Origin of the sequence: Lactobacillus gasseri ATCC 33323 = JCM 1131 (assembly GCF_000014425.1) — a bacterium.
In the GTDB taxonomy this organism is placed as follows: Bacteria; Bacillota; Bacilli; order Lactobacillales; family Lactobacillaceae; genus Lactobacillus; species Lactobacillus gasseri.
Genome location: NC_008530.1, coordinates 90,681 through 117,129, shown reverse-complemented (window position 1 = coordinate 117,129; position 26,449 = coordinate 90,681). Strand labels below are relative to the sequence as shown.

At 34.3% G+C, this 26,449-nt stretch carries 28 protein-coding genes, 1 pseudogene and 1 riboswitch; of the genes and pseudogenes, 12 read left to right on the top strand and 17 right to left on the bottom strand.

Going from position 1 to position 26,449, the window contains the following annotated elements:
* Positions 1-19 precede the first annotated feature (19 nt).
* From LGAS_RS00505 to LGAS_RS00475, 7 genes are all read right to left on the bottom strand, one after another.
* Positions 20-679 carry a TetR/AcrR family transcriptional regulator gene (locus LGAS_RS00505; RefSeq protein ID WP_003647976.1) on the bottom strand — a complete coding sequence of 220 codons (660 nt, stop codon included), beginning with the start codon at positions 677-679 and terminating at the stop codon, positions 20-22.
* A 173-nt stretch (positions 680-852) separates the two neighbouring features.
* Positions 853-2,202 (bottom strand): amino acid permease, encoded by a 1,350-nt coding sequence (locus LGAS_RS00500; RefSeq protein WP_003651406.1) that lies wholly within the window; start codon positions 2,200-2,202, stop codon positions 853-855.
* Between the two features lie 132 nt (positions 2,203-2,334).
* Entirely contained in the window at positions 2,335-3,540 is a 1,206-nt protein-coding gene (locus LGAS_RS00495; protein WP_003651408.1) for a CPBP family intramembrane glutamic endopeptidase, read from the bottom strand.
* A 160-nt stretch (positions 3,541-3,700) separates the two neighbouring features.
* The gene (locus LGAS_RS00490) at positions 3,701-4,690 is read right to left on the bottom strand and encodes a ribose-phosphate diphosphokinase (protein WP_003651410.1); all 990 of its coding nucleotides are present in this window, start codon (positions 4,688-4,690) and stop codon (positions 3,701-3,703) included.
* 83 nt (positions 4,691-4,773) lie between these two features.
* Positions 4,774-5,136: a hypothetical protein gene (locus tag LGAS_RS00485; protein WP_003651411.1), complete on the bottom strand. Its 363-nt coding sequence runs from the start codon at positions 5,134-5,136 to the stop codon at positions 4,774-4,776.
* Between the two features lie 88 nt (positions 5,137-5,224).
* The gene (locus LGAS_RS00480; RefSeq protein ID WP_003651413.1) at positions 5,225-5,887 is read right to left on the bottom strand and encodes an alpha/beta fold hydrolase; all 663 of its coding nucleotides are present in this window, start codon (positions 5,885-5,887) and stop codon (positions 5,225-5,227) included.
* Between the two features lie 24 nt (positions 5,888-5,911).
* Positions 5,912-6,742 (bottom strand): glycosyltransferase family 2 protein, encoded by an 831-nt coding sequence (locus tag LGAS_RS00475; protein ID WP_003651415.1) that lies wholly within the window; start codon positions 6,740-6,742, stop codon positions 5,912-5,914.
* A gap of 127 nt (positions 6,743-6,869) precedes the next feature.
* Between LGAS_RS00475 and LGAS_RS00470 the strand changes: the two genes are divergently transcribed.
* The gene (locus LGAS_RS00470) at positions 6,870-7,838 is read left to right on the top strand and encodes a DUF1002 domain-containing protein (protein ID WP_003657148.1); all 969 of its coding nucleotides are present in this window, start codon (positions 6,870-6,872) and stop codon (positions 7,836-7,838) included.
* Between the two features lie 159 nt (positions 7,839-7,997).
* On the opposite strand, the gene LGAS_RS00465 is transcribed toward LGAS_RS00470, so the two are convergent.
* A complete protein-coding gene (locus tag LGAS_RS00465) occupies positions 7,998-8,753 on the bottom strand; it encodes a ribonuclease H family protein (protein WP_003647984.1) in 756 nt (251 codons plus the stop codon).
* Positions 8,754-8,836: 83 nt separating this feature from the next.
* Here LGAS_RS00465 and LGAS_RS00460 point away from each other — a divergent pair, with 83 nt between their 5' ends.
* Genes LGAS_RS00460 through cls form a run of 3 tightly spaced genes read left to right on the top strand, consistent with a single transcriptional unit; the run spans position 8,837 to position 11,966 of the window.
* Positions 8,837-9,760 (top strand): alpha/beta hydrolase, encoded by a 924-nt coding sequence (locus LGAS_RS00460; RefSeq protein ID WP_003647985.1) that lies wholly within the window; start codon positions 8,837-8,839, stop codon positions 9,758-9,760.
* A gap of 23 nt (positions 9,761-9,783) precedes the next feature.
* Positions 9,784-10,491 (top strand): zinc metallopeptidase, encoded by a 708-nt coding sequence (locus LGAS_RS00455; protein WP_003651424.1) that lies wholly within the window; start codon positions 9,784-9,786, stop codon positions 10,489-10,491.
* 17 nt (positions 10,492-10,508) lie between these two features.
* Positions 10,509-11,966: a cardiolipin synthase gene (cls, locus tag LGAS_RS00450; RefSeq protein ID WP_025012189.1), complete on the top strand. Its 1,458-nt coding sequence runs from the start codon at positions 10,509-10,511 to the stop codon at positions 11,964-11,966.
* Positions 11,967-12,046: 80 nt separating this feature from the next.
* On the opposite strand, the gene LGAS_RS00445 is transcribed toward cls, so the two are convergent.
* Positions 12,047-12,523: a hypothetical protein gene (locus LGAS_RS00445; protein ID WP_003651429.1), complete on the bottom strand. Its 477-nt coding sequence runs from the start codon at positions 12,521-12,523 to the stop codon at positions 12,047-12,049.
* A gap of 123 nt (positions 12,524-12,646) precedes the next feature.
* Here LGAS_RS00445 and LGAS_RS00440 point away from each other — a divergent pair, with 123 nt between their 5' ends.
* From LGAS_RS00440 to LGAS_RS00430, 3 genes are all read left to right on the top strand, one after another.
* Entirely contained in the window at positions 12,647-13,360 is a 714-nt protein-coding gene (locus tag LGAS_RS00440) for an NAD-dependent protein deacylase (protein ID WP_003647988.1), read from the top strand.
* Positions 13,361-13,475: 115 nt separating this feature from the next.
* Positions 13,476-14,006: a methylated-DNA--[protein]-cysteine S-methyltransferase gene (locus LGAS_RS00435; RefSeq protein ID WP_003649654.1), complete on the top strand. Its 531-nt coding sequence runs from the start codon at positions 13,476-13,478 to the stop codon at positions 14,004-14,006.
* The gene (locus tag LGAS_RS00430; protein ID WP_003647991.1) at positions 13,993-14,775 is read left to right on the top strand and encodes a TerC family protein; all 783 of its coding nucleotides are present in this window, start codon (positions 13,993-13,995) and stop codon (positions 14,773-14,775) included. Before LGAS_RS00435 ends, LGAS_RS00430 begins: the two co-directional genes overlap by 14 nt.
* On the opposite strand, the gene LGAS_RS00425 is transcribed toward LGAS_RS00430, so the two are convergent.
* Positions 14,772-15,134, bottom strand: a complete 363-nt coding sequence (locus LGAS_RS00425; protein ID WP_003647992.1) for a DUF488 domain-containing protein — start codon at positions 15,132-15,134, stop codon at positions 14,772-14,774. The genes LGAS_RS00430 and LGAS_RS00425 overlap by 4 nt on opposite strands.
* Positions 15,135-15,206: 72 nt before the next feature.
* On the opposite strand from LGAS_RS00425, the pseudogene LGAS_RS00420 reads away from it, so the two are divergent.
* The 3 genes and pseudogenes from LGAS_RS00420 to LGAS_RS00410 all read left to right on the top strand — a co-directional run.
* Positions 15,207-15,827, top strand: a pseudogene (locus LGAS_RS00420) (DNA-3-methyladenine glycosylase); the annotation flags it as partial.
* A gap of 47 nt (positions 15,828-15,874) precedes the next feature.
* A riboswitch (Lysine riboswitch) is annotated at positions 15,875-16,048 on the top strand.
* 114 nt (positions 16,049-16,162) lie between these two features.
* Positions 16,163-17,776: an ABC transporter substrate-binding protein/permease gene (locus tag LGAS_RS00415; RefSeq protein WP_011678731.1), complete on the top strand. Its 1,614-nt coding sequence runs from the start codon at positions 16,163-16,165 to the stop codon at positions 17,774-17,776.
* Positions 17,766-18,524: an amino acid ABC transporter ATP-binding protein gene (locus LGAS_RS00410; RefSeq protein ID WP_003650961.1), complete on the top strand. Its 759-nt coding sequence runs from the start codon at positions 17,766-17,768 to the stop codon at positions 18,522-18,524. Before LGAS_RS00415 ends, LGAS_RS00410 begins: the two co-directional genes overlap by 11 nt.
* A 46-nt stretch (positions 18,525-18,570) precedes the next feature.
* On the opposite strand, the gene LGAS_RS00405 is transcribed toward LGAS_RS00410, so the two are convergent.
* From LGAS_RS00405 to LGAS_RS00380, 7 genes are all read right to left on the bottom strand, one after another.
* The gene (locus LGAS_RS00405) at positions 18,571-19,500 is read right to left on the bottom strand and encodes an HNH endonuclease (RefSeq protein WP_011678729.1); all 930 of its coding nucleotides are present in this window, start codon (positions 19,498-19,500) and stop codon (positions 18,571-18,573) included.
* 1 nt (position 19,501) lies between these two features.
* Positions 19,502-20,146 (bottom strand): YfbR-like 5'-deoxynucleotidase, encoded by a 645-nt coding sequence (locus LGAS_RS00400; protein WP_003649661.1) that lies wholly within the window; start codon positions 20,144-20,146, stop codon positions 19,502-19,504.
* 114 nt (positions 20,147-20,260) lie between these two features.
* Complete coding sequence (locus tag LGAS_RS00395; RefSeq protein WP_003655535.1) at positions 20,261-21,379, bottom strand: glycosyl hydrolase family 8; 1,119 nt, start codon at positions 21,377-21,379, stop codon at positions 20,261-20,263.
* A 9-nt stretch (positions 21,380-21,388) separates the two neighbouring features.
* The gene (locus LGAS_RS00390; RefSeq protein WP_003647996.1) at positions 21,389-22,696 is read right to left on the bottom strand and encodes a glycosyltransferase family 2 protein; all 1,308 of its coding nucleotides are present in this window, start codon (positions 22,694-22,696) and stop codon (positions 21,389-21,391) included.
* A 132-nt stretch (positions 22,697-22,828) separates the two neighbouring features.
* On the bottom strand, positions 22,829-23,689 hold the full coding sequence (locus LGAS_RS00385) for a hypothetical protein (protein WP_003650950.1): 861 nt from the start codon (positions 23,687-23,689) through the stop codon (positions 22,829-22,831).
* A gap of 173 nt (positions 23,690-23,862) precedes the next feature.
* On the bottom strand, positions 23,863-24,003 hold the full coding sequence (locus LGAS_RS09610) for a hypothetical protein (protein ID WP_003649666.1): 141 nt from the start codon (positions 24,001-24,003) through the stop codon (positions 23,863-23,865).
* 78 nt (positions 24,004-24,081) lie between these two features.
* A complete protein-coding gene (locus tag LGAS_RS00380; protein ID WP_003648000.1) occupies positions 24,082-24,492 on the bottom strand; it encodes an iron-sulfur cluster biosynthesis family protein in 411 nt (136 codons plus the stop codon).
* A 176-nt stretch (positions 24,493-24,668) separates the two neighbouring features.
* Here LGAS_RS00380 and LGAS_RS00375 point away from each other — a divergent pair, with 176 nt between their 5' ends.
* Positions 24,669-25,775: an SLC13 family permease gene (locus LGAS_RS00375; protein WP_003650949.1), complete on the top strand. Its 1,107-nt coding sequence runs from the start codon at positions 24,669-24,671 to the stop codon at positions 25,773-25,775.
* Positions 25,776-25,891: 116 nt separating this feature from the next.
* Positions 25,892-26,449 (top strand): LemA family protein, encoded by a 558-nt coding sequence (locus LGAS_RS00370; RefSeq protein ID WP_003648001.1) that lies wholly within the window; start codon positions 25,892-25,894, stop codon positions 26,447-26,449.

Genomic DNA, 26,449 nt, shown 5'->3' with positions numbered 1-26,449 from the left:
TCCTCGACCTTCCTTAAAATTAATTGTCGAACATTTTATTAATAGCCTGCGTTAAGGTAGTTAATTCATATTTTTGTAAGGCTGATTTAGCCTCTACAAGTGTTTGGCTTATCTTTGACTCATCTATTGATAAAAATGTTGACATAAAAGTTTTTACCATTATATCAGAAATTTGATCGGCATCTAAATCAAATTCAGTCCGTTTTACGTATAGACCTCCTCCAGCTGTAACAATAAAGTTTAAACCAATCTGAACCTGACGATCATTTCCCAAATCATGCTTAACGCCTTCATTCTTAAGCCAATCATCAAGTATCTGACTCCAGCGATCTAGTGAATCGCCATCACTTAAAATACTTTTAACGACACGTTCAACGCCTTCATCTTGAATACCTTGTTCTAAAATCAAATAGATAAAGATTTTCATCTTAGAATATGTATTCAAATTTTTGAAATCAGTCGCATTTAAACTCTTTAAGACCGCCGTCATAAAATTGGTAACAATTTCAGTAATCAGTAGATTCTTACGTGGGTAATATGACTGGAGTAATGATTTAGAAATGCCAGATTTATCTGCAATCATTTGTAGCGATACATTTTCCATGCCTCTTTTTTTCAAGAGCATAAAAGTATTGCGTAGTATTTCATGTCGTCTTGCTAAATTTTTTTGTCTTGCCATATCCTTTGCCTCGTTATTATTATTCTATTCCTATACAGTATAGCGTTTTCAGAGCATTAATTACAATCATTATACCAAGCCCTATTACTAATAACGAGATAGGATTTTGCTTTTTTCGAATTTAATGCTATATAAAAGACCGACAATTTTATTTACCAGTCTTTATTTGATATTTAATTTTTTCTTTCTAAAAGGGTGTAACTCAATGCTAAAGCTAGAATAAAAATAATTGAAATAAGTAACGGCAGCCTTGTGGCTGGAATTAGCGCCAAAATTATTAAAATCACTAAGTAGAAAATGATTGTAACCCAGCTAGTTATTGGAAATCCAGGCATTCTAAAACTACCTAGCTTTCCTTTATTTTCTGCACGATATTTCAAATGCGTCCACATAATAATTATCCAGACCATAATAAAGTTGATCGTTGATACACTAGAAATAATATCAAAAACTTGTGCTGGCATAATATAATTTAGAATTACGACGATAAATAAAATTAGCGATGAAAAGGTCAAAGCATTATTAGGAACCGCTTTTCTACTTAACTTTCCAAATCTTTTTGGGGCATTATTTCCACGTGAAAGTGCATATAGTGATCTACTAGTTGAAAAGATAGCACTATTAGTAGCAGACATAGCTGCTGTTAAAACAACAAAGTTTAAAATTCCAGCTGCTGCAGGAATCCCAATTGCGCCAAAAACCTGCACAAATGGACTAGTTGTAGTAACAATCTTGTTCCAAGGATAGACTGCCATAATTGCAATCATAGAACCAACATAGAATAACCCAATTCTTACTGGTAAAGTATTGATTGCCTTGGGAATATCTTTATCGGGATTAGCCGTTTCACCTGCTGTTAAACCGACAATTTCTATCCCAACAAAGGCAAAGACTACCATCTGAAATGACTTTAAGAAGCCCCATGAGCCTGTTGGAAAAAAGCCCCCATAATTTATCAAGTTACTCAGTGAAACAGTTCTAGAGTCAATTTTGCTATGCATAACTAAGAGGATTAAGCCAGTAACGATTAAAGCTAAGATGGCCAGCACCTTAATCATTGAAAACCAGCTTTCAAGCTCACCAAATAATCCAACGTTAACCATGTTAACAAGCATTAACAGAACAACGATTACTAAAGGCCCTACCCATTGTGGTAAGTCTTTAAACCAATACTTTAAATAAATTCCTGTTGCAGTTAAATCAGCCATTGCTAAACTAAGCCAGCATAACCAATAAGTCCAACCTGCAACAAATTCCATTCTATTTCCCAGGTACTTTTTTACTGATTCGATAAATGAATGTTGATCAGGCTCAGCTAAGATTAGCTCCCCTAACGCTCTCATCATGAAAAAGCTAATAATTCCAACAATTAGGTATGACAAGATTATTGATGGACCAGCACTTTGAATAGCTGTACCAGATCCTAAAAACAATCCAGTACCAATAGCTCCACCAATTGCAATCATCGTTACATGACGGCTCTTAAGCGATCTTTTTAGTTTTAGCTTCTCCTTTTCATCCATTTTGTACTCCCCCTAAAGACAAAAATACCTCTAGTACTTAACTTATACTAGAGGCATTTCTATTTTTGTAAAATTAAAGTTCTTGTATAGTAAATCAATTGGCTATTTTATTTGCTTGTATTATAACTTGCTTCATGAAATTGTCAAATCTGTTTTTTGAACCCGAGTCAAGATTTGAACATTCTGTTTTACTAATTTTCTGTTCTTGATTAAAAGAAAAGCAGCAAAACTTACCCAAAGTACTAAACTAATAATTACATGAATAAACTGACCTGTATTTCCACCAAAAATTCCCACGCTATCTTGAGTCAATGGGGTTTTAGAAAATGCAAGAATATCATATAGTGCATGGATTACCATTGTCGGCCATAATTTACCACTATATAAAATTAGCGCAGCCGCAAAACACCCAAAGCCAAATGTATCAATCACTTGAAAAGCAGTTGCTAGTGGTGTTTGTTTAAGTTCTGAGGCAAAGGCATTTCCAATATGAGGCAAAGCAAATAGAATTGCACTGCCTAAAACCGCACCATTAATTTGCCACTTTTTGTTTTTGAAAATTACTAATAGTAAAACTAAGTTTATATATCGAGTCGCCTCTTCGCCAATTCCCGCTTCTATTGAGTAGAGAAAGACAGACCAAGCATTTTTTAGAAGGGCCGACTCAGTTGGATTAAGTAAAGAAAAATCCCAATTCCAAAATAATTCCTGCCATCTCTGAGCAAATTCACTAAATACTTTAAAAAATGAAATCCAAATCGCTATCCCAAAAATTAGAATAAATGAAAGTAGCTGCATTTTTTTACCTTTAAAAGTTGGTAAATTAAAACAAAATTCATAACCCCAACTTTTAACAGCAAAATATACATAAACTAAAATTGCTAAAGCATAAACCAAGCCAGATTTATTTAAACTCACTAAAAAGCCGTCTGGATTTACATTTTTTAAGGTTAAAAGATAGCAAAACATAATAACAAAATTAATCATCCAGACCGATGCTATCAATCGCCAAATTGGCTTTTTAATTTTCCCATATTCGACTATTGTGACCGGAATCAATACTATTATGGCCCCAACAGCATAAATCCAAAAGATGAGTAGTGTTAACTGAGAAAAGTGCTGAATGAGAATATCACTCAAGTTTCTAACTTGATCGATAAAAACCATGGGTATAAGTACTGTATTTATTAGCTGCGAAATCCTTTTATTTTTACTTACTACAACTGCTACAGCTAAAATTCCAAGATAAATCCAATCTTTAACTGTACGATAATTAATCAAAATAATTACAGCCATCAAAATATTTAGATATAGCTGCGCCTGAAACACTCTTTTCATTTTATCCACCTTGATCTTTTAGCTAATTTTCATTTAATATTATCTTAATATTGATGGATGTTCAATAATGTATAGTATTTATTTTAGATAAAAAAAGGGCCGAAAACTAGTACAATACTAAGCTTCAGCCTTTTTATAAAATATTAAAATTTAATGTAAACTATCCTTGAATTCTGTTTTGTTCATCAAAGATTTGGTGGATTGATTTATCGTTGTAAATGTAATCAATACCCTTGGCAAGTAAACGTGCAACAGATAAACGAACCATTCTATCTGGATACTTCTTGTGCTTGATGGTATCAGTTACAACAATTTGTTCAACTGGTAATTCGTTTAAGACATCAATTGCATTTTGAGAAAGCAAAGCATGAGTTGCGGCAACATAAACTTTCTTAGCTCCAGCAGCTAAAACTGACTTAGTTGAAGAAGCAATTCTAGAACCAGTATCAATTAAGTCGTCAACGATAATAACAGTCTTATCCTTGACGTCTCCGATCATATCATGAGCTTCTGCATCATAGCGTGCTCCACGTTGGTCAACAATTGCAATTGGTGCATCAAAATATGAACCAAAAGTACGTGCAAGTTTTGCACCAGAGTGGTCTGGAGAAACAACTACTACATCATCATCATCCTTGCTTGCAATACCGTTATCTAAGAAGTATTGAGCTAAGATTGGCATAGCGTGCAAGTGGTCAACTGGAATATTGTAGAAGCCTTGAATTTGTGAGGCATGTAAGTCAACAGCAATCAAGTCATCAATATCAGTCAATTGAAGCAAGTTAGCTAATAATTTAGCAGTGATTGGTTCACGTGAACGATTCTTAGTATCTTGACGTGAATATGCCATATAAGGAATTACTACGTTAACAGAGTGAGCAGATGCACGGTGTAAAGCATCCAATACAATCATCAATTCCATAAAGTTTTCGTTTACTGGATCTTGAATAGATTGAATTACGTAGACATCACAGCCTCTGACACTTTCTGTAATGTTAACTTGAATTTCTCCATCACTAAAGTGTTGAACAGCAGTCTCTAACAATGGCTTGTCCAAAGCTGACGCAATTCTCTCTGCTAAAGCTTGATTTCCACCAAGACCGATTAATTTCATTGGGTGCAACATTTCGTGCAATTCTTCTTTATTCATCAATTTGCCCTTCCTTGTAAAATTAACAGCTAGTTTTATTATAACTAAAAATTCCCGTTTTGCTCTACTTTTCTAGCTATAGATTATAACTGATTATTTTCTGCTGCTTTAATCTGATTTAAGCGACCAACGACATAATTATAAAAATGCTCTGCATCTTTAGGATTGGTATTTTCAAAAGCTCTCAAAACAATTGCCAATTCATCTTTTCCCATTTGGTGTAAACTAGCCGTTTGATAAAGCATGGGATTATCTCCCTTAGGAACTAATTTTAAAAAACCATTAATTAAGATGTGCGCTTTTTTATATACAACAGCTTGTAAACTGTGAATGTCTAATGTTACTTCTCGTTTACCTGGAAATAAAGGCGCAGTATGCTTAATCTTAATTTTGTCATCATCTACAGACATCTCGCCATTCATTCCTTGAACCACTATTTTTGTCATTGTTCTAACCTTCTGCTATCTATTAATTTCCATTTACATATTAATTCTATCGAATTTTTAGATCAAAAAGAAAAAGAGCGCTACTTTTTTAGCTCTCTTTACAAAAATCTTTAATTAAATCTAATAATTTTAAACTATGAACAACATAACTATAATGCGTCTGACGAGGCATTAAAACTAAACGACAATTAGGAAGCAATTGACTGTACCAACGAACATGTTCAACTTTAACCCAATCCTTTTCACCTACTACACATAAGGTCGGCGTCTTAATTCGCTTTAACGTTTCAACAGGAATATGACTCTCTCTTAAAGCTACTTTGCTGTCACGATCTCCCTTAAAAAAGCCTCGAATGGTATTAGCCGCAATGTGCTTTGCATTCACGCCGTTTCCATTAACGTAAGTACCAGCAACAATTATTTTAGAAACTAATTCTGGTGCTTGAGCGGCCAAAGAAAGAGCAACTAAGCCTCCCGAACCAAAGCCTAAGATATAAGGCTTTTCAAGTTTAAGCGCGCTAATAAAAGCCCGTAAATCTTCAACTTCAGTTTGATAATGCTCGCTTGCTTCTCCTTCACTTAAACCATGGCCTCGCATATCGGGGACCACAACTGTGTAATAGAGAGAAAGCGGCGCAACTAATTTATCGAAGATTCCACCATCTTGGTGATGTCCATGTAACAAAATTAAGGGATGTCCTTTACCTAATTTCTGATAGTAAATTTCAACCCCATTAACTTTTACTTTCATACCAATTCCTTTAGCTGTAAATTCTTATAAATCTTGATGATCTAAATCACTTAAAGATGCTTTTTTTGCAACCTTTTTATTTTCTTTTTGGGCTTCACGCTCCGCCATCAAGCTTTTAATAATTTGGTGCCATACACGATAATTAGCTCGGAAATTATCTGGTATTTTTTTAGGATTAAGATCATGCACCATACTATCAGCACGTTGCCAATAATGATAATACGGGGTTGAACTATAGTAAAAACCATTAGTCAACGATACGTATTTAACGTTGAAGATTTGATCTTCCATAAAGGCTAAATCTTCCACAAAACGCAAATGATATTTTTTAACGACGCTAATTTTATATCCTTTATTCCAGGTATACCCCTTTACAGGCGAGCCAAAGACATTCGTCATCTTCAAATAAGCTTCTCTCTTGTCGATTAAACCACCGCTTTGCTTATTTCCTACTGGATGACTCTCATGTCTTTTTTCTGAATCAATCCAAAAACCACAAGAAACAATATCTACATCTGGATGCTCATCAAATGCTCTTACAAAATATGCAGTATAGCCAGGATCAACCCAGTCATCCCCATCATGAAAAGTAAAATATGGAGTAGTTACATGAGCCATTCCAACGTTTCTAGCATCAGAAAGGCCTCCATTCTTTTTATTAATAATGTCAAAATAAAGAAACCGATCACGATACCCTTCCGCTACTTCGCGAGTTTTATCTTTTGATCCGTCATTAACAATCAATAATTTAAAATTTTTATCTTTTTGTTTTGCTAAAGCTTCTAGTGCCCGGCCTAAATATTTTTCCATATTGTAGACAGGCATAATTACCGTTAACATTGGCTGGCGTAACACAGCGTCTGCCTCCTTTTGCTTATGATTATAGCATCTTAATACTTATTTACATAATTCAGTTAGCTATTTAGGTTATAATATAGCCATCACATTGAGTATATTTTATTCATAAGGAGAAAATTTTATTATGAAAAAAATACTAACCGCGCTTGTCGCTATCTTAACAAGCGGAATCTTAGGATTAACTGCTATTAGTAATACTAAAACAGTTAAGGCAAATGAAAATGACACTCCTGTCGTAACTTTAGGTACATCCCTTACCTCTTCTCAAAAACAGGGGACAATTGATACTTTAACGCAGTCCTTAAATGGTAGTAATTATACCACCATCACTATTACTGGCGCAGATCTTGTAAAATATCTTAATCCTTCTGGCTATGACTTCACTAATAATTCAGGTGTTTGGTCTAGCGCTATGATCCAAAAAACTAGCTCTGGTAGCGGGATTAATGTTCACATTTTACCTTATAATGGTCACAATAACATTACAACTATTACTGCTAACCAGTACAAAAATGCCGCTTTAACTGCTGGTATTTCTGACGCGGACATTTACGTCACTTCTGCTACGCCAATTGATGGGTCAGGTGCTCTAGCTGGTGTTTATGCTGCCTATGCTAAAAATGGCAATTCTTTAAATCAAAATCAAATTAATGCAGCACAAACTGAAATGAATACCTTAAGTAAGATTACTAGCCAAAATAAGGGAAAAGATGGCTATTCTGACGCTCAATTAAACAATGCCGTAGCTGGTGCAAAAAAAGAAATGGCTAAACAGGGACAAAATATTTCCGATAGCCAAATTAGAGATATCGTTAACAATCAAATTAACATTAACCACCTAGGCGACACCATTACTAATAATCAAAAAGAACAAATTATTAATGTCTTAATTAAGATTAAAAATTCTGGTGCTTTAAAAGACAAAAACTTCCAGCAACAAGCTGGCCAACTGGCAGACCAAATTCAATCTGGTGCTAAGAATATCTTTTCAAAATTTAATACACCTGAAACTCGTAACTGGTTCCAAAAATTAATTGATTCAATCGTTAGCTGGTTTAGAAGTATCTTTGGCGGTGTCATTGTCTTAAACTAAAAAATTAAAAGAAAAAGACGGCTTAAAATAGCCGTCTCCGTCGTCAAAACTAGTACCTGCGTGCGTTCTAGTCTTTCAATTATTATTATAGCAACTACTAAAAAAAGTGCATTAAAAAAGTCTGCAATTTGCAGACTTTTTTGTTTATCAAGCAGATTACTACTTCATTTTATCCATATAACGATTTAGTTCATGGTCCACAAAAACATTGCCCTCGTTATCAGCATGTCCCTTGGTCCAGCTAAAAGTACTATCCGAAAAATGACCTAGTAAACTATCTAGTTTTTTCCATTCGGAAGCATTGATTAAAGGACCATTTGCTCGTTTCCAGCCACGTTTCTTCCATCCCTCAATCCAGTGCTTATTAATTCCATTTAAAACATATTGTGAATCTAAAACAAATAAAAGATGTTTATCATTAAACTTCAACTCAAGTAATTTCTCTAAAGCATTAATTAGCCCCAATAATTCCATCTTATTGTTTGTGGCGCCAAATTCTCCGCCCGAACCATAAGTGCGACCACCTTGCCATTCAATTAAATAAGCCCACGCTGCTTTATCAGTTTTATTAACATGTCCCCCTTTATGCACACCAGTATTTCGTGATCCACCATCTGTATAAATAGTTGCAAAATAGTCAGCTGGATTATTAGAACTAGTCTTTTTTATTTTTTTCTTTTTAGCCTGGGGCACGATCTTAGCAGCTTGGATTTTCTTAATCGCATTGCTTAAGGAATCTTCTTTAACAATATCTGGTTGCGTTTCCTTATTCCAGTCTAAATACTCAGTCGCATCAGTTATCTTTTCAAAAGACTTATATTCGGCACCGGAGAAGCCATCAACTTGTTTTTTAGCATCTTCCCATGTCCGGTAAACACCAGGTGTACGACCTTTTTTTACTGCATAGTATTTCATAAATGTTCCTTTCTTATCTGCTCTAGCTGATAAAATGTTAGAATAATTTTAACGCTAAAATTAATACGAAGGGAGGATGTAGTGTGTTTTTTATTCAAAAACGATATAGCGAAGAAGTTGAAAAGAATAATAAACATAAAAATAAAGAACCTAGCATTGCAAGAATGACTTTTTTAGGTTTAATGGCTACCTTTACTCCTACACGCTGGCTACTCAGAATGCACAAACGTAAAGTTGAAGATAGTTCAACAACAGAAAAAGCTTCTACAATTACGCAAACACCAATTTTTTACGTACACGGTTTTCGCGGAGGCGATTATACAACTAACAAAATGGTTCATGCTGCTTGCAAGGCAAAAGGAACAGATAAATTTCTTAAAGTTACAATCGATCCCTTTGGTAATTTTATTTTGGAAGGAACTTGGACAGCTGATCCACAGCCCATCGTTCAATTAGTTTTTAAAGACCGAATTGCTGGTGTTTATGCAAGTTCCTATTACTTACGCACGGCCTTGTCTTACTTAAGTAAGAGATACCATTTCAAGAAATATAGTGCGGTCGCCCATTCTCTAGGTGCACCTTCAGTAGTAAAGGTTGAAATGAAAACAAGCTTGAGAAAAAACTTTCCTCACTTAGACCATTGCGCTTTAATTGCTGGGCCCTTTGATGGAGTAATGTATTTAGGCGATTTACCTAATGTTAATCGTCTCAATGAAAAAGGACGTCCTATTCTGATGAGTATTTCCTATTTAGGTATGCTATTTAATCAGCGTCGCTTTAATCCCAATATTTCTGTTTTAAATATTTATGGAAATATCTTAGATGAAACTAATACAGATAGGTTTATTTCTGTTGTTTCTGCTAAATCAATTCGCTATATTCTTGCTCCTGTTGCCCACACCTTCCAAGAAATCGAAGTTCGCGGGAATGCAGCTGAACATAGTGTTCTACATGATAATCCTTTTGTAATTAATATTATCAATAAGTTTTTGAAGTTAACTGATTAATTTTATAAAGAAAGAAAATCGTTATGTACTATATGCCATTTTTCTATGACCCATATTTTTGGATGATTATTTTAGGTGTAGCAATTTCTGGCTGGGCCTCAATGAACGTTAATTCGACTTTTAATCGCTATGATCAAATTCAAAATCAAGGTAATTACACTGGTAAAGTAGCCGCTCGTTACATTCTAGACCAAGCTGGTTTATATGAAGTTGAAATTCGCGAAGTTGCCGGGAACTTAACTGATAATTACAATCCTACTAATAAAGTTCTCAGCCTTTCGCAGTCTGTTTATAACTCTTCTTCTATTGCTGCGGTTGGTGTAGCAGCACATGAAGTCGGACATGCCTTACAAGATGCTAGCAACTATGCACCAATGCGTATGCGTTCTGCCTTAGTGCCAATTGTTTCTCTTGGTTCTAATTTATCAATGCCATTAATTCTTCTAGGACTAGTCTTAGGGATGAATCAAACCTTGATTAAAATTGGTATTTGGTGCTTTGCACTAGTCCTTCTTTTTCAGGTAGTAACTTTACCAGTTGAATTTAATGCTTCACATCGTGCGCTAAGGATGTTAAATAATGGGGCTATTTTATCGCCACAAGAGATGCCAATGGCACGCAAAGTGTTGTTTGCGGCAGCCTTAACCTATGTCGCAGCAGTTTTAACAAGCATGCTACAATTATTTAGACTTCTTCTTATTTTTGGAGGACATAACGACGATAATAACTGAGTTAACGGGGAGGGATAATTATTTTTTCAAATGAATTTTGGACACTTCTTTGGGCAGTTAACACACTTTTAGCCTTTTATGTAGTGTTCCACAGAAAAAGATCAGTCGCTACCTCTTGGGCCTGGCTAATTATTTTACTTATTTTTCCTGTGCTCGGCTTTATTCTTTACGGTTTTATTGGACGTGGATTATCACAAGAAAACCTTTTTGCAATTAATAATCAAAAACACATTGGCTTAAACAAAGTAAATAAAATGATTCCGCGTATCCCTAAAGATACTGGGCCAACAGATACTTCTAAAGAAGCTAAAATTTTAATTGATTATTTTAACTTTAAACATGATTCCCCGCTTTCTAAAAACAATAAAATTAGTTTCTATACCGATGGAGAAGAGAAATTTAAAGCTCTTTTTAAAGACATTAATCAGGCTAAGGAAACAATCAATGTTGAATATTATTCCTTCATGAATGATGATTTAGGAAATCAGTTTCTCAATTTATTAATCAAAAAAGCTCGTGAAGGCGTAAAAATAAGATTGATTTATGATCCGTGGGGATCGCCAGGTGCTTCAAAGGCTTGGTTCAAACCTTTAACTGATCTAGGCGGAGAAGTGGCAGCTTTTATCACGGCTCAGAATATGATCAAAAAATATCGGATGAATTATCACCTTCACCGTAAGATTGTCGTTGTTGATGGCCGAATATCTTGGACAGGTGGCTTCAATGTTGGTGACCAATATGTAAGTAAAAGCAAAAAATTTGGTTACTGGCGCGATACCCATCTTAGAATTGTAGGCTCAGCCTCGCTATTACTCCAAGAACGTTTTGTAATGGACTGGAACGCTTCAGTTACTAATAAAAATGAGACAATTTCATTTAATGAAAAACTTTTTCCAAAGATTGAAGAAAATAAGCTAACTGAAGATGACGTTGCAACACAAATCGTGTCAGATGGACCTGATACTTCTACCCCTTACTTACGCAATGGCATGATTAGAATGATGATGATGGCAAGAAAAACGCTTTGGATTCAGACTCCTTACCTAGTTCCAGACGATCCAATGATCGCCACTTGGGTTATTGCTGCCCGTTCAGGTGTTGATGTCAGAATCATGATCCCTTCAATGCCTGATCATCCCTTTATTTACCGCGCTACTCAGTGGTATGCGAACTACTTATTACATGAAGGGATAAAAATTTACGTCTATAATAATGGCTTCATTCATGCTAAGACTGTCATGGTTGATGAACGCTTTTCAGCAGTTGGTTCAATGAATCAAGACTTTCGCTCATATAGTCTAAATTTTGAAACTGATGCTGTTTTCTATGATAAAAATATTACCCGGGAATTAAATCAGATTTTTAAAAAAGATCTTGCTAACTGTACTGAATTAACGTTGGATATCACCAATAATTGGTCTCGTTACCTTCGATTCAAACAGGCCTTTTCTAGATTACTTTCTCCAATTTTATAAAAAGCAAAAAAGGATAAGTACTCCTTCACTTCATTGTATAGTGATCAGAGTTCTTATCCTTTCTTTTCATATTTTTATATTTACATCATTGACTGTACTTCAATGCCAACGTTTGAACCTAAGTATTTTCTAATGTTAGCAATTACATCACTAATTTGCTGTGAAAAACGTAAATAATACGCTTGACGATTATTAGTTTGAAAAATTGCCATCACAGTGGGCTTTTTAGGATTAGGAACTGTAATTAAGGTAACATGTGCAATATCGCTATACTTAACTGTTCGTTTAAAATATCCACTTACAACTAACCTCTTCTTAGCTAATCCACTAACACCATCAATAATACTCATTAATAAAAATGTTGCTATAAACACATTCATGAGCAAAGTTGGATCAGTAAAGTAATCTAAATAAAATCCAATTAATAGAAAAATCAAAGCCCAAATAACCGATGAACTTCTAAAGCGAGCCTTATAATCAATGTTTGCTTGCCAATACCAACTATAAAAAATATAGCCAATTAGCAAAATATCAAAAGCAATATACAAAAGTGACATATCTTTCCTTCTAAAAATATTTATTAACGTTAAAATTCTTACTTCAATTATAACAAATACCACTTTTTCTCTCAGCATTCTATAATTGACTTAGTTGAAAATTAAAAGTATAGGAGGTTTCATATGGATTTAAACAATCAAATTGCTGCCCTGCAAGCAGATCTCAATAATGCCCACCATGTCACGTACTTAACTGGTGCTGGAGTTTCTACACCCTCTCATATTCCTGACTACAGATCAAAAAACGGAATTTATAATGGCATATCCGAAAGTCCAGAACAAATTTTAAGTGAGGATACTCTCTTTCATGAACCAGCTAAGTTTCATCACTTTGTAATGGAAAATATGTATTTTCCAAATGCTCAACCTAATATTATTCACCAAAAAATTGCAGCTAGCTGCAATAAAAATGGTACTTTAATTACACAAAATGTTGATGGTCTAGACAAAAAAGCTGGCAATAAGCATGTCATTGAATTTCATGGCAATCTTTATAATATTTTTTGTACTAAGTGTCATGAAAAAATTTCATACGAAGAATATAAGAAATCGTACCTACACGCAAAAGATCACGGAATAATTCGTCCCGGCATTGTTTTATACGGTGAACCAATTAATGAAATGGTTTTAACTGATTCAGTCAAAGCAATTCAAAATAGTGACTTAGTTATTATTGCTGGAACTAGTTTTGTTGTTTATCCTTTCGCTCAACTTCTTGCCTATCGACAAGCTACTGCCAAAGTCTGGGTTATCAATAATACTCCTGTACCAACTCCTAAAGATGTTTTAACAATTATTGAAAATGCTGAAAAAGTATTTGACAAATTATATATATAACCGATATTATCTTAACTAACATTTTATTTAATTTGTCCATAGCTCTTTCTGTTATTTTTTGTTGTACAATATAAGATGGAGTTAATATATTAATTAAAAGAAAGGTTAGGATTAAATGCCACTTGCCCAAGCAAAAGTTTTTTATTACGATTTTGTTGAAATTAAGCCATGGACCTATGAATTAGTCATTAGTAACTTGGGATTAGCATTCGTCGGTTCCAAGAATAGTAATATTGAATCTTCTATTTTAGGATTTTATCCTAACCACATTCTGGTCCAAGATTCCAAAAAATTGGCTCCTTATGTTCAACAATTAAAAGAATATTTTGCAGGCACGCGTCGCTCCTTTACCGTTCCTATCGACTACTCAAGCTTTGGTACTCCATTTCAAAATCAAGTTGTTAAAATGATTGAAAATATTCCTTATGGAACAACCATTTCTTACAATGATTTAGCTTCTGCTATTAATGGCTCAACTTCGGTTCGAACAGTTGCACATGCGGTAGCCCTAAATCCATCCCTAATTTTTATTCCAAGTCATCGCGTAATTTTAGCGTCAGATAAGGTTGGAAGTTATAGAATGGGAGAGAAAGAAAAGCAACGCTTAATAAAACTTGAAGAAGGCTATTTGAATGCAATTGATTAAACTTTATCAACCCTTTTTTGACGCTAATAACTGGGCTCATGTCCTAACTAGCGGACAAGATTGGATGATGATTCTGACTCTAATTTTAATGGAGTGTTTGCTATCAGTTGATAATGCGGTGGTTTTAGCCGCACAAACGCAAGTTTTACCAACTAAAGATGAGCAAAGGAAATCGTTAGTTTACGGACTTTGGGGGGCTTATCTATTTCGCTTTATTGTAATTGGGATTGGTACTTACCTAATTAATTTCTGGGAAATCAAACTGTTAGGCGGTTTATATTTACTTTACTTAGTTTATAAGTATTTTTATGATCTTCGCCACCCTGCACAAGTTGCTAAGAAAGAAGCGGCAAAAAAAGAAGCCCATAAGAAAAAGAGCTCCAAGACAAGAAAGCACCATCTTTCATTATTTTGGAGAACTGTTATTTCAATTGAGTCAATGGATATCGTCTTTTCAATTGACTCTGTTTTAGCAGCCTTAGCCATGTCAAATAATCCAGTTGTCGTCTTAGTTGGCGGAATGATTGGTATTCTATGCATGCGAGGAGTTGCTGAAGTTATTATCAAATTAATGGAAATTATTCCTGAACTTCAAACAATGGCCTATGTTTTAATCACAATCATTGCAGTTAAGCTACTTGTTTCATTGCCACCGCTAAACTTCAAACTGCCCGATGCCATCTTTGCCGGCATCGTTTTTGGTACAGTTATTTTAACAATTATTTTTCATTACGTTCGACAAAACTTGCATGGCAAAAAAATGCCTTAACCTAATTGACTATCAATAAAATCTTTAAGCACAACTGCCTGGTTGTGCTTTTTATTTTTAGCACCATATAAGAAGATAACGTCTTCTTGAGCTAGCTTTTCTTTTACATTTTTAACAAACTCGGTTGTAACTGGATTAGCTTTCAATTGCGCTATATACTTAGTCTTGAATTCAGGAAACTTGTCATCTTCATGATTAAACCATTTTCTTAATTCATTAGTTGGCCCAATTTCCTTATCCCATTCATCTAAATGAGCTTTTACCTTGCTCATTCCTCGAGGCCATAAGCGATCTACTAAGATTCTATAACCTGCGGGTTGCTCATGGTCATAAATTCTAACAACTTTTATTTCATTCATCTTTTGATTCCCCCTACAATTTATATTTACTTTCAAGTACGAGTGTACAACATTTTTAGAAAGAAGTAGTAATATGAAGAATTTTTTACTAATCGGTCTACTAGTGAAATTAGTAAAGATCTGTTGGGTAGAACTTTATCTTTCAACAATGGAAATGAACTTTTATCAGGCACAATAGTTGAAGCAGAAGCCTATGTTGGTGTAAAAGACCGGGCTGCCCATTCTTATGGTGGCAGACGCAGTCAGGCAAATGAAGGCTTATATCGTCCTGGTGGCAGTTTGTATATCTATTCTCAGAGACAATACTTCTTCTTTGATGTTGCGTGCCAAGCAGAAGGTGAACCACAAGGAGTTTTAATTAGGGCAATTGACCCACTGACCGGAATTGATACCATGATTAAAAATCGCAACGGCAAAACTGGTCCACTTTTAACTAATGGCCCTGGAAAGATGATGCAGGCTTTTGGAATTACTAGTAGAAAATGGGACTTAGCTCGTTTAGAAGATTCTCCTTTTGATATTGATATTAATCATAAACGAAAAATTGAAAAAATTACTGCTCTTCCAAGAGTTGGGATCAATCAGTCAGATCCTAAATGGGCCAAGAAAAAGCTAAGATTTATAGTTGCTGGTAATCCCTATGTTTCAGATATTAAGAAAAAAGATGTCAAAAAAAATCACGGATTTATTTGACAAAATATTAAAAATCGTTTAATCTTTTCATCAGTTAAATAAATCCCCAATGCAATAGAGGTTGCGATAACCACAAAATCTACTTGAGTACGCGAATACATTGACAGTAGTTTTTAGGATTATCGCCGAAACAAGCTTACTTTCGCGAATTAAGCTTGTTGGGATGTGAGAGCATATCTTACATACTGTCCTGGTAGTCCCCAGGGAGCGCTATATGATTTGGTTTAATTACTGATGATTTTCAAACCTCGTTGTTTTTGGTAAACAGCGAGGCTTTTTATTTACGCTTTTATTGTATTGGCTTTATTTGAAATAATTTTTGGAGGTATTTCAAAGTGAAGTCAAAAATAAGATGGTTTAGTGCTTTATTAGCCCTAATTTTAAGTTTAGTTATCGGTTTTAGCTCTAATTCTAGTCAAACCGAAGCGGCTAAAAAAGAAGCACCCCTAAAAATAGGTATGGAAGCTAATTACCCACCATACAATTGGACTCAAACAACCGATGCAAATGGTGCAGTTCCAATTGATGGATCTAAGCAATATGCAAATGGATATGATGTACAAATCGCAAAAATTATCGGTAAAAAGCTTCATCGTAAAGTTGTCGTTGAAAAGACCGAATGGGATGGTCTATTACCAGCTTTAACTTCTGGCAAAATTGATTTAATTATTGCTGGTATGTCTCCTACTGCTGAACGTAGAAAGGCAATCAACTTCTCTGTACCATACAGAAAGAGTACTTTCGTAGTTATTACAAGCAAGACTGGAAAATTTGCTCAAGCAAAAGGCTTAAATGATTTTAAAGGCGCAAAATTAACTGCTCAACAAGGTACATTGCACTATGATCTAATTAAGCAATTACATGGCGCTAAGCGTGAACCAGCAATGAGAAGCTTTTCTGCAATGCGTCAAAGCTTACAATCAGGTACTATTGATGGTTATGTAGCAGAAGATATTGAATACCAAAGTTACAAGGCAGTTAACCCTAACATCGTTGCCGTTAACTTAAACAAGATGCAAGGATTCAAAGTTGACCACGATGATTCAATTACATCAATTGGTGTTAAGAAAGGCAACACTGAATTACTTAACCAAGTTAATAGCATTTTAAATGGTATTTCTAAGAAAAAGCGCGACCAATTAATGGCTGATGCTGTAAAGGAACAGCCTCAAGCAGGTGGCAGCAAGAAAGAAAACTGGTTTATGTCAATTATGCATCGCTATGGTTCAATGATCCTTGGCGGTGTTGGAATGACTCTTCTTTTAGCTTTAGTTGGTACTATTGTTGGTTTCTTCATTGGTTTACTTGTGGGTATTGTTAGAACTATCCCAACTCCTAAGTCTACTGGTAAGAAGTGGGGCTTAAAGATTGTTGATTGGATTTTAGCAGTTTATATTGAAGTGTTCCGTGGAACTCCTATGATGGTTCAAGCAGCTGTTATCTACTACGGAATTGCCCAATTATGGCACCTTAACTCAAACCGTACAGTAGCTGCTCTAGTAATTGTTTCAATTAATACTGGTGCTTACTTAGCCGAGGTTATTCGTGGTGGTATTAACGCTACCCCTAAAGGTCAATTTGAAGCAGCTTCTGCTATCGGTATGACTCACTCACAACAAATGTGGCATATCATTTTACCACAAGCAATTAGAAACTGTTTGCCATCAATTACTAACGAATTTATTGTTAACATTAAGGATACTTCAGTATTAAGTATTATCTCTGTATCAGAATTGTTCTTTGTTGGTACAACTGTTGCCAGTCAAACCTTCCAATTCTTCCAAACTTACTTCATTATTTCAATGATCTACTTAATTTTGACATTCTCAATTACTAGAATCTTTAATTTCATTGAAAAGAAGCTTGAAGGTCCAAAGAACTACAACTTAATGGCTAATCAATTACAAGTAGAAGATCCAAAGGAGACTGGATTTGAACATGAACAATAATAACGAAGAAAACATTTTACAAGTACAACATTTACAAAAGAAATACGGCGACCACACAGTATTAAAAGATATTTCTTTTGATATTAATAAAGGTGAAGTAATGACCATTATTGGGCCATCTGGTGGTGGTAAATCGACCATGCTTAGATGTATTAACCTTCTTGAAGAACCAAGCAATGGTAAGATCTTATTCCATGGTAACAATATTTTAGATTCTCATTTTGATCGCAATAAATTCCGATCAAAGGTTGGTATGGTGTTCCAGCAATTTAATTTATTTAATAATAAAAACGTGCTTCAAAACTGTATGATTGGTCAAGAAATGGTTCTTGGACGCTCTAAAGAAGAAGCCAAAAAAGTTGCAATTGAGAACTTAAAGAAAGTTGGCATGGAACCTTTCTTAACTGCAAAGCCTCAACAATTATCTGGTGGACAACAGCAGCGTGTAGCTATTGCGCGGGCAATTTCGATGGATCCTGAAATCTTACTTTTCGATGAACCAACTAGTGCGCTAGATCCTGAAATGGTTGGTGAAGTACTTAATACTATGCAGTTACTAGCTAAAACTGGCTTAACAATGGTCATTGTTACTCACGAAATGGGATTTGCTCGTGACGTTTCTGATCAAGTTATCTTTATGAGTGATGGAGTTATCACTGAACAAGGTACACCACAAGAGATCTTTAATGATCCTCAAGAAGAGAAGACTAAGAAATTCTTACGTAACTTTAGAAGTAATGAACTTTAAGATAGCAAAAAATGCATTGGATTTTTATGTCCAATGCATTTTTTTACTATATAATCTCACTATTTTCTTTTTCTTGTGCTAGTTTCCAACCAGTTTCAAAATATGTCTTACGCAATTTCCTTAAAGCATCATAATCGCTCTGCAAACTATCAATTGCATCCTGAAGCTTTTTATTTTGCTTTCTCATCGCATTTAATTCAGGGTCATTAACTACCCCTTTTAAATGAACTTGTCCAGCCAAATCACGTTTTGCCTGCTGAAATTCTTCTTTTAAATTAGCAAGAGTATCTTCGTACTTAACCAATTTTCTATTTACAACAGTAAGTTGATTATTCAGCTTAGTAAACAAATTATAAGGCATATTAGATTTAATTCGATTACACTCGCTACATGACAAAATCAGATTATCAAAAGAATTATCATGCGATAAAGAAACTGGATCTTTGTGATCTACGCTCGTCCCGCGTCTACCGCAATATTGGCAGCGATAATTATATTTATGACGAATTCTTTCACGGTCAACAAAATCGACTTCATTTAAAGAAAAGTCAACTTCAATTCCCATGTTTTTCATATTAACCGCAAAATCAACATTGCTATTAGGAATATAATTTATTTCTTTATCTTCGCTCTTAATAATTGCCTGATTAAATTCAGATCGTGACAATTGCTGGAGAGCTACTTCATTACCATCATAATCCTGAATAAAAGATTCATATTGGCGTCTATGATCGCTTCCTACAAGATATTGATTTAAAGACTCTAGATTAAGCTTACCCGTATTTTTCTTTCCTACAAAGCCATAGAGCATTACCTGGGAAATATTCTCAATTACTGGATTTTCATAATCTTCTGCATTTAGATTGCGTGTTAGGCAAATATCACAAATACTTGTTAACTTGGGATTCATTAATCCTTCTTGCTTAAAATGAAGGCTGTCAAGTCGCAACCCACAGGATGCGCACTGAAATTTCAAACTATTCTTCCCCCATTAGTAAAATACTAAAAGCAATTCTTTGCATCTTATCTTTACCAGCAAAGTCACCTTTAAATAAGTCTGGCAAAATCTTCTTAATAAAGTATTGAACGCAAGTTAAGTCGTCAAATTTTTTAATCGTTTCAAGGCTTTCTTTAAACATTTGCATGAAAACTGGATTTGGATTTCCTAATTCAATTTCACCATAAGCTTCATAAAGTAAATCTAACTTATCACAAATAGATAAGATTTTACCTTCTAAAGTATCATCTTTCCCTTCAGACAAACGCTTAGTATAAATTTTTTGAAATTCTTTTGGAATTTCGTCCTTAATAAATTTGGCAGTCATTGTTTCTTCAACGTCTCCAATCATCTTCCGCAATTGTGGAGTTGCATATTTAACTGGAGTCTTAATGTCACCAATAAAACGCTCGGTATAATCATGATTAAGACTCTTTTCATAGAGGGCTTTCCAATTTATTTTTTGTTTACCAACAACTTCTTCAATATCTCCCATCATTTGAGCAAGTTCAGCTGTTCTAAAACTATGATCAGCGACAGAATGATGCTGATATTTAAAATAACCTGGTGCACGATCGATTGACTCTAAACTATTAAAACCTTGAATATATGCATTTAATCCCATAAAAACTTACCCCTTCCAGAAATATAAAGATGTCTAAAATTTCTACTATCATAGCAAAACCGTTCTACTCTTGCAAATCAAAAATAGAGAAAGATTCAACAACTTAATCTTTCTCTATTTTTCTAATCCCGTCAACTCATTTGTATTTAAAGCAGCTAAAACCGTTAAAGTAGCATCGTAATAGTTATCTTTCGGAAGTGGTCTTGAAAAGATATATTTTTCTTGTTCAATCAAAGTATCATAACCCTGATTACGATACTTACTAGCCGCTACAAAGATTGGCGCACTAAAGCTCGCTGATTGATAATGATGTAATTTTTCACCTTTTAAGGTAAAACCAGCTGAAGTCCCTTTTTTCTTAAAAAATTTTAGCATCTTCTTTACTACTTGAGCTGCTTCTTTATCATTGCTTTCAGCTAACAACATTGGGACTCGGCAAGCATTTGCACTGTAGTGACCATCATCATTAATCGCCACTTCATTAGCTTGTGCGGGCCTAACATAATTATTAGAAATCCAGGCAAAATCAGGAACTAAACCAGTATTGTACTTCTTGCTTAACTTTTGCAAATAGTTAAGCATTTTTCTTTTAATTGTTAGCCAAGCTTGATCCCCAGTTACTTGATAAAATTCTTCAAACGCTTTTGGCATTACATCTGATGTTCTCAGTACATTATAAAAGCGTGAATCTTTATTAGCCCAGTTTCCGACAGTTACCATTTTAGCTTTCTGATTGATTTCAAGCCTTTTAATATCATTAATTAAGTTAACAGCTTGTGACTTATAACCATGTCCTGGCCAAACTCTATCAGCATGCAGCAAAGCTTGCGCAATTATTATGTCACCATCACTTGCACTCACAGGATTATCACGCCAAATATTTTTTCTATCTTTCTGTTTCCAGCTCATCAAATTTGAATTTGTTAAGCGATGAGCCAGGTAATAATTATCTAGTTTTTGAAAATCAATCCGACTTCCTAAATGTTTCTCTCCCGCTTTAGCAGCCAGTAACATTCCATAACCTTGTGCTTCAGATAAGGCAAATGAAGGATTATTTCTTCCTGCTGCATTCACATATTGCTCATTTTGATTTTTATTTTTTATATAATCTTCACGCCACGAATGATAACATCGCTCTTCTAGCGTTCGATCATTGCTCATCCTCACATAGGCGATGATTCCTAAATAAGCAATGATAGTTCCTAAAATCAGTATTAAATTCTTTACTTTCATCTCTTATTCCTAATCTGCGAATCTTTTGGTTTTCACCCACTTAGTACCATCTCGTTTAAACACCTTATCTCCAATTACTGAGCAGACTGCTTGCAGAGAAATAGCAATGAAGAGTTGCGAATAAGTAAAATATGACACTAAAGCTAGCCAGATTTGATCACTAGTTGCTTGACCATATTGAGTAGCTAAAGCGAGATTTATTTGAATTACATAGAGCAAGATCATTAATAGCCAGTTAATTAATAGTAGCTGCATTAAGAGAATATTAGAATTCATTGCAAAGATAATTGGGATTTCTGGATTGAAAAATCTTGTAATTATACATCCCAAATCCACAAAAAAGATAATGTCTGAAAGAACAACAGCTAAATTAAACCAAAAGAAAGTACATGCTAAATAAAAAGTCTCTAGCTTTACACGCCAGTTACTAGTATCAAATAAGTGTTTAAAGTTATTCATCACTACTTGATAATTTCCTTTAGCCCAACGTAATCGTTGATAATAATAATCACGTAAATGCTCAGGTTCCTGTTCAAAAGCCTCTGAATTATACGCTAGAGCAATCAAATAGCCATCTTCCATAATGCGAAAAGAAATTTCGGTATCTTCAGTCAAGGCGCCACTTTGCCAACCACCAATCTTTTTTACATATTCAGTATTGATGATGAAATTGGTTCCTGGAATTCGCCCAATTTTAAATAAATTCCAAACACCTACATGTTGAAGTCTTTGAGACACTATAACTTCTTGGTTAATGCATTTAGTTAAAAAATTTTGCTTCGCATTCCGTGTTTTATTTCTGCCAAAAGTTGCCATATATCGTTGGGGATTCTCTAAAACTTTTTTCACTAAAAAATATAAAGCATTTTTCTCGGGCAATGCATCTGCATCATAAACGCAAATATATTCTCCCTGCGCTATCTTTAAGGCATCGTTTAAGACACCTGCTTTACCGCCTGAGCCACGCCGTTCAATTATTTGTACATTTCTGTATTTATATTGAGGTAAATCTACCGTCTTACGCATTTCAGCTGCAGTTTTATCTTGGCAATTATCGGCATATAAGAGTAGCTCGACCTTTGATGCAGGATAATTCAAGTTAAGAATTCCCTTAGTGGTATTTGCAATTACCACTTCTTCATTATGTGCTGGAACAACAATCGTAATTGCGGGGTAATGCTTTAGTGGCGTAATTGAAATGACTTTTTTACTATGCTTAAGCCAAAAACGAGTTGCACCATAAAGAGTAACTAACGAAGCTAAAAGCGAAAACCAAATTGAAACTAAAGTTGAAACAGCTAAAAAATCATTTAACATTATGCTTTCTTCCTAAATGACGCACTGTATGCTCAGTTTGATGATAAATAGTCCAGAGGCTACGAAACATAGCAAAAAATGCCACTAGAAATGTTAAAGTAACCAAAATTACCAAGAAAAAGAACCAATTACTCATGCTTCTACTCCCTTTAAATATTCAACAACTAAGTCCGTTTCAAGCTTTCTTTTTAGACGTTTAAGAATTGCATTAAAATTAGGATACTCAAGAAAATCTTGTTCTGTAATGTGCTGCGTTGCCATTTTAAAAGCAGGCTGATATTCCCCATACTGTAGCCTTTTTAACTCAGCTTTTAGTTCATCATTTAAAACCATTAATGTACCTGGTGCGATCGTATTAGAGATAATTAGAAACTGACCATTTCCCAGGTAATATAAATTTTCATCAACTAATCTACTTGTTTTAAGTACTCTTGCTATTTGCTGCAAAATTTTGTCATGATCTTCTAAATTAAATTGCGCAAACTGCTGATCATGTTCCCAATCAATAATCGTAAAATCACACCACAATGGTAAATAATTTTTCTCCGTTAAAATTCTCTTAATCTTTTTATATAACTTCTCTGCATTATATGTCGTTTGTAATTTTACATTTTGATCGTAGTGCTTAAGATAACGGTAAGCACTAGACTGATTTTTCTTAAATATTTGCCATCTAAAAACGCACTCTTTAATTTGACTAGTTAAATATGTTTCTAAGGGAAAAGAAATAAGCAGCAGGGTCTTTCCATAAAAATCTATCGCCGCATATCCAAGAGTTAGAGAGCTAATCCCTAGTACAGTCAAAATCAAAATAAGCCAGGTACTAACAATAGTTGGTATGCTCAAGCCGACGACTGCTCCCAAAATTAAGAGCAGCATAACTCCTAAAAAAATATTGCGGGAAAAGTTACTTGCTAGTCCTAAAAAAAGAGAGGGTAAAACAAGGGCAAAAACTGCCTTTACTTCTAGCCCTTTTCTCGAAATGTTATTCATCTAAAATTCTATCCTATGTTCAATTTTTCATATTTTATAAGGCTTTTTATATAATAATATAAATTCATTTACAACAAAATGTTATTAAATAAATTAGAATTTATATAACTTTTACATGCAAAAAAAGAGAGACGCTAACCAGCGTCTCTCTTTATCTTATGCAGTAAATTTAATTACTTGTTTTCATCTTTAGCAGCTTTGTTTAAGAAAGCAACCACTTCAGCAGCTCTCTTAACACGAGCCTTAGAGTTCTTCTTGTTCTTAGGTCTTAAGTTTGGTGTAACACCAGTGTTGTAGTTTTCACCTTTACGCATAGATCTATACTTCCTCTCAAATAAAATTTTCGAAAATCTTTTATTATCATACCACGAAGAAGCACGTCACTTCAATACCTAGCAGATCTTTCCACCTAATTTTTTCATCTCATCAGCAGAAAGTTTTTCTCCTTTGAATTCAGAAATAGTAACTCCGCCATCGATGATTCCTTCATTAGAAGATAAGGATAGAGTAGCATTACGAGCATTAAGAACTAAACCATCGTCTAAAAAGGCTAATTCTTTATCAGATGTATACATATCTAAACCCATGTTGTTGTTAACCTTAATTGAAAATTCTGGATCCTTATGATCTAGCAACACTAGTTGAAAATTAGCACCGATTGTACAAGTTCCACCTAATTTAGAATAGCCATTTGAACCATCATTTAAAGCCAGCAAAACGACTTGTCCTGGCTTAATTTTCTTTTCTAAAACTTCTTTAGCACTATCTTTAATTTTTAATTCAAGATTCTTGGAATCAACCATATTTATTTTCCTCCGTCCTCTTTTACTAACTTAAATATAGCAGGTTAATTACCGTTTTTCCTAATAAAATGCTCAAAATCTTACTAATAGGAAGGACTAATGCGAAAAAAGCGTTGCGAACTTGCCGTAAAGAGTTCAAAATAGTAGTGTTGAATTAATTTTAAGAGGGGACCTTAATGACCGTCATCAAAAATATTGCTAAAGACCGTATTTTACAAATTACGGTTGTCATAACGATCATAAGCTTATTCTTCGCAAGACCGCGTATTGAAGATATTAACTTCCATACACTTTACTCAATTCTAGCAATGCTTACAATCATCCAAATTTTTTCTTACTTACATGTTTTGGATGTCTTAGCCTATAAACTAACTGCAAGCGCTAGGAGTACTCGAAGATTAACTGCAATCTTCACAATTTTGTCAATTATCTCTGCGATGTTTTTAACTAATGATATAACTGTTTTAACTCTTATACCGTTATATTTAACGATTGCTAGACGCCATCACTTACCTGAGATATTGCCTGTCACCTTAATTGGGATGGGCGCAAATATTGGCGCTGCTTTTACGCCATGGGGGAATCCTCATAACATCTTTGTTGTTAACCGTTATAATGTTTCACCAATTAAGTTTTTTAGTTGGTCAATTCCATTATTACTAGTTAGTTTAATTATTGTTTTAGTGTTTATCTTTTTTGTTAAAGATAAGCCAATCCCTACTGTGCCTTTAGAAGACATTAGAATCAGCATTCGACCAATGCTTTTAACGATTGCTGTTTCAATTTTCTTCTTCTTTGGCGTTTTCAATATTGTACCTGCATATGTTCCTGCAATTGTTGCAGTGATCCTTGCTCTTATTATTAATCCTTCTATTATGTTACATGTGGATTATGCTCTACTTCTAACTTTCACATGCTTTTTCATTTTTATTAGCGATATCCAGCAAATTCCATTTATTGTTACTTTAATTTCTAAGACAATGTTCTCCGAACATTCTGTATTCTTGACTTCTATTATTTCCAGTCAATTCATTTCTAACGTTCCTTCAACAATTTTAATTGGTAAATTTACTAACTTTGCGGAAGCCTTATTCCTTGGCTCAAATATCGGAGGATTCGGTTCAATCGTTGGTTCAATGGCCAATATGCTTGTTTTCAAGAGTTTTGTTGAAAACGGAACTGTTTCAAAACGAAAGTTTTTCTGGGTATTTTCAGTTCTAGAATTTGCAGGTTTAATTATTTTGACAGTTCTAGGTTGGATAGTATTAGATTTTGTTATTTAAATATCATAAAAAAAGCGCAATTTTGCGCTTTTTTGGTATTCTAAGCTTTCTTTATTTGGTACAATATTCCTAACATTCTAACCATATTTTTATGATAATAGAAAGGATTTATTTCTATGACTTTAACATGGATTATTATTATCATTTTAATTTTACTGGTGGCCGTTTATATTGGTATCTACAATGGCTTGCAAAAAGCTAAAGTTCATGCTGACGAGGCGTGGAGTCAAATTGATGTCCAATTAAAACGTCGTAACGACCTAATTCCTAACTTAGTTGAAACAGTTAAGGGTTATGCCAAACATGAAAGCGGCACTTTAGAAAAAGTAGTTGCTCTAAGAAATCAATTAGTAAATATTCCTAATTCCGATCACGAAGAAGCTATTAAACTTTCTAACCAAATTACTGATTCGTTGAGGAGTATTTTTGCTCTAGCTGAAAATTACCCGGACTTAAAAGCAAATCAAAACTTCATGTCACTTCAAGAAGAACTTACAAACACTGAAAATAAGATTGCATATTCACGTCAGTTATACAATTCAACTGTTGCTATGTTTAACGAGAAACTATTAACTTTCCCATCTAACTTAGTCGCTAAGATTCACGGCTTTAAGAATATGGACTACCTTCAAACACCAACTGAAGAAAAAGCTGTGCCTAAAGTTAAATTCTAG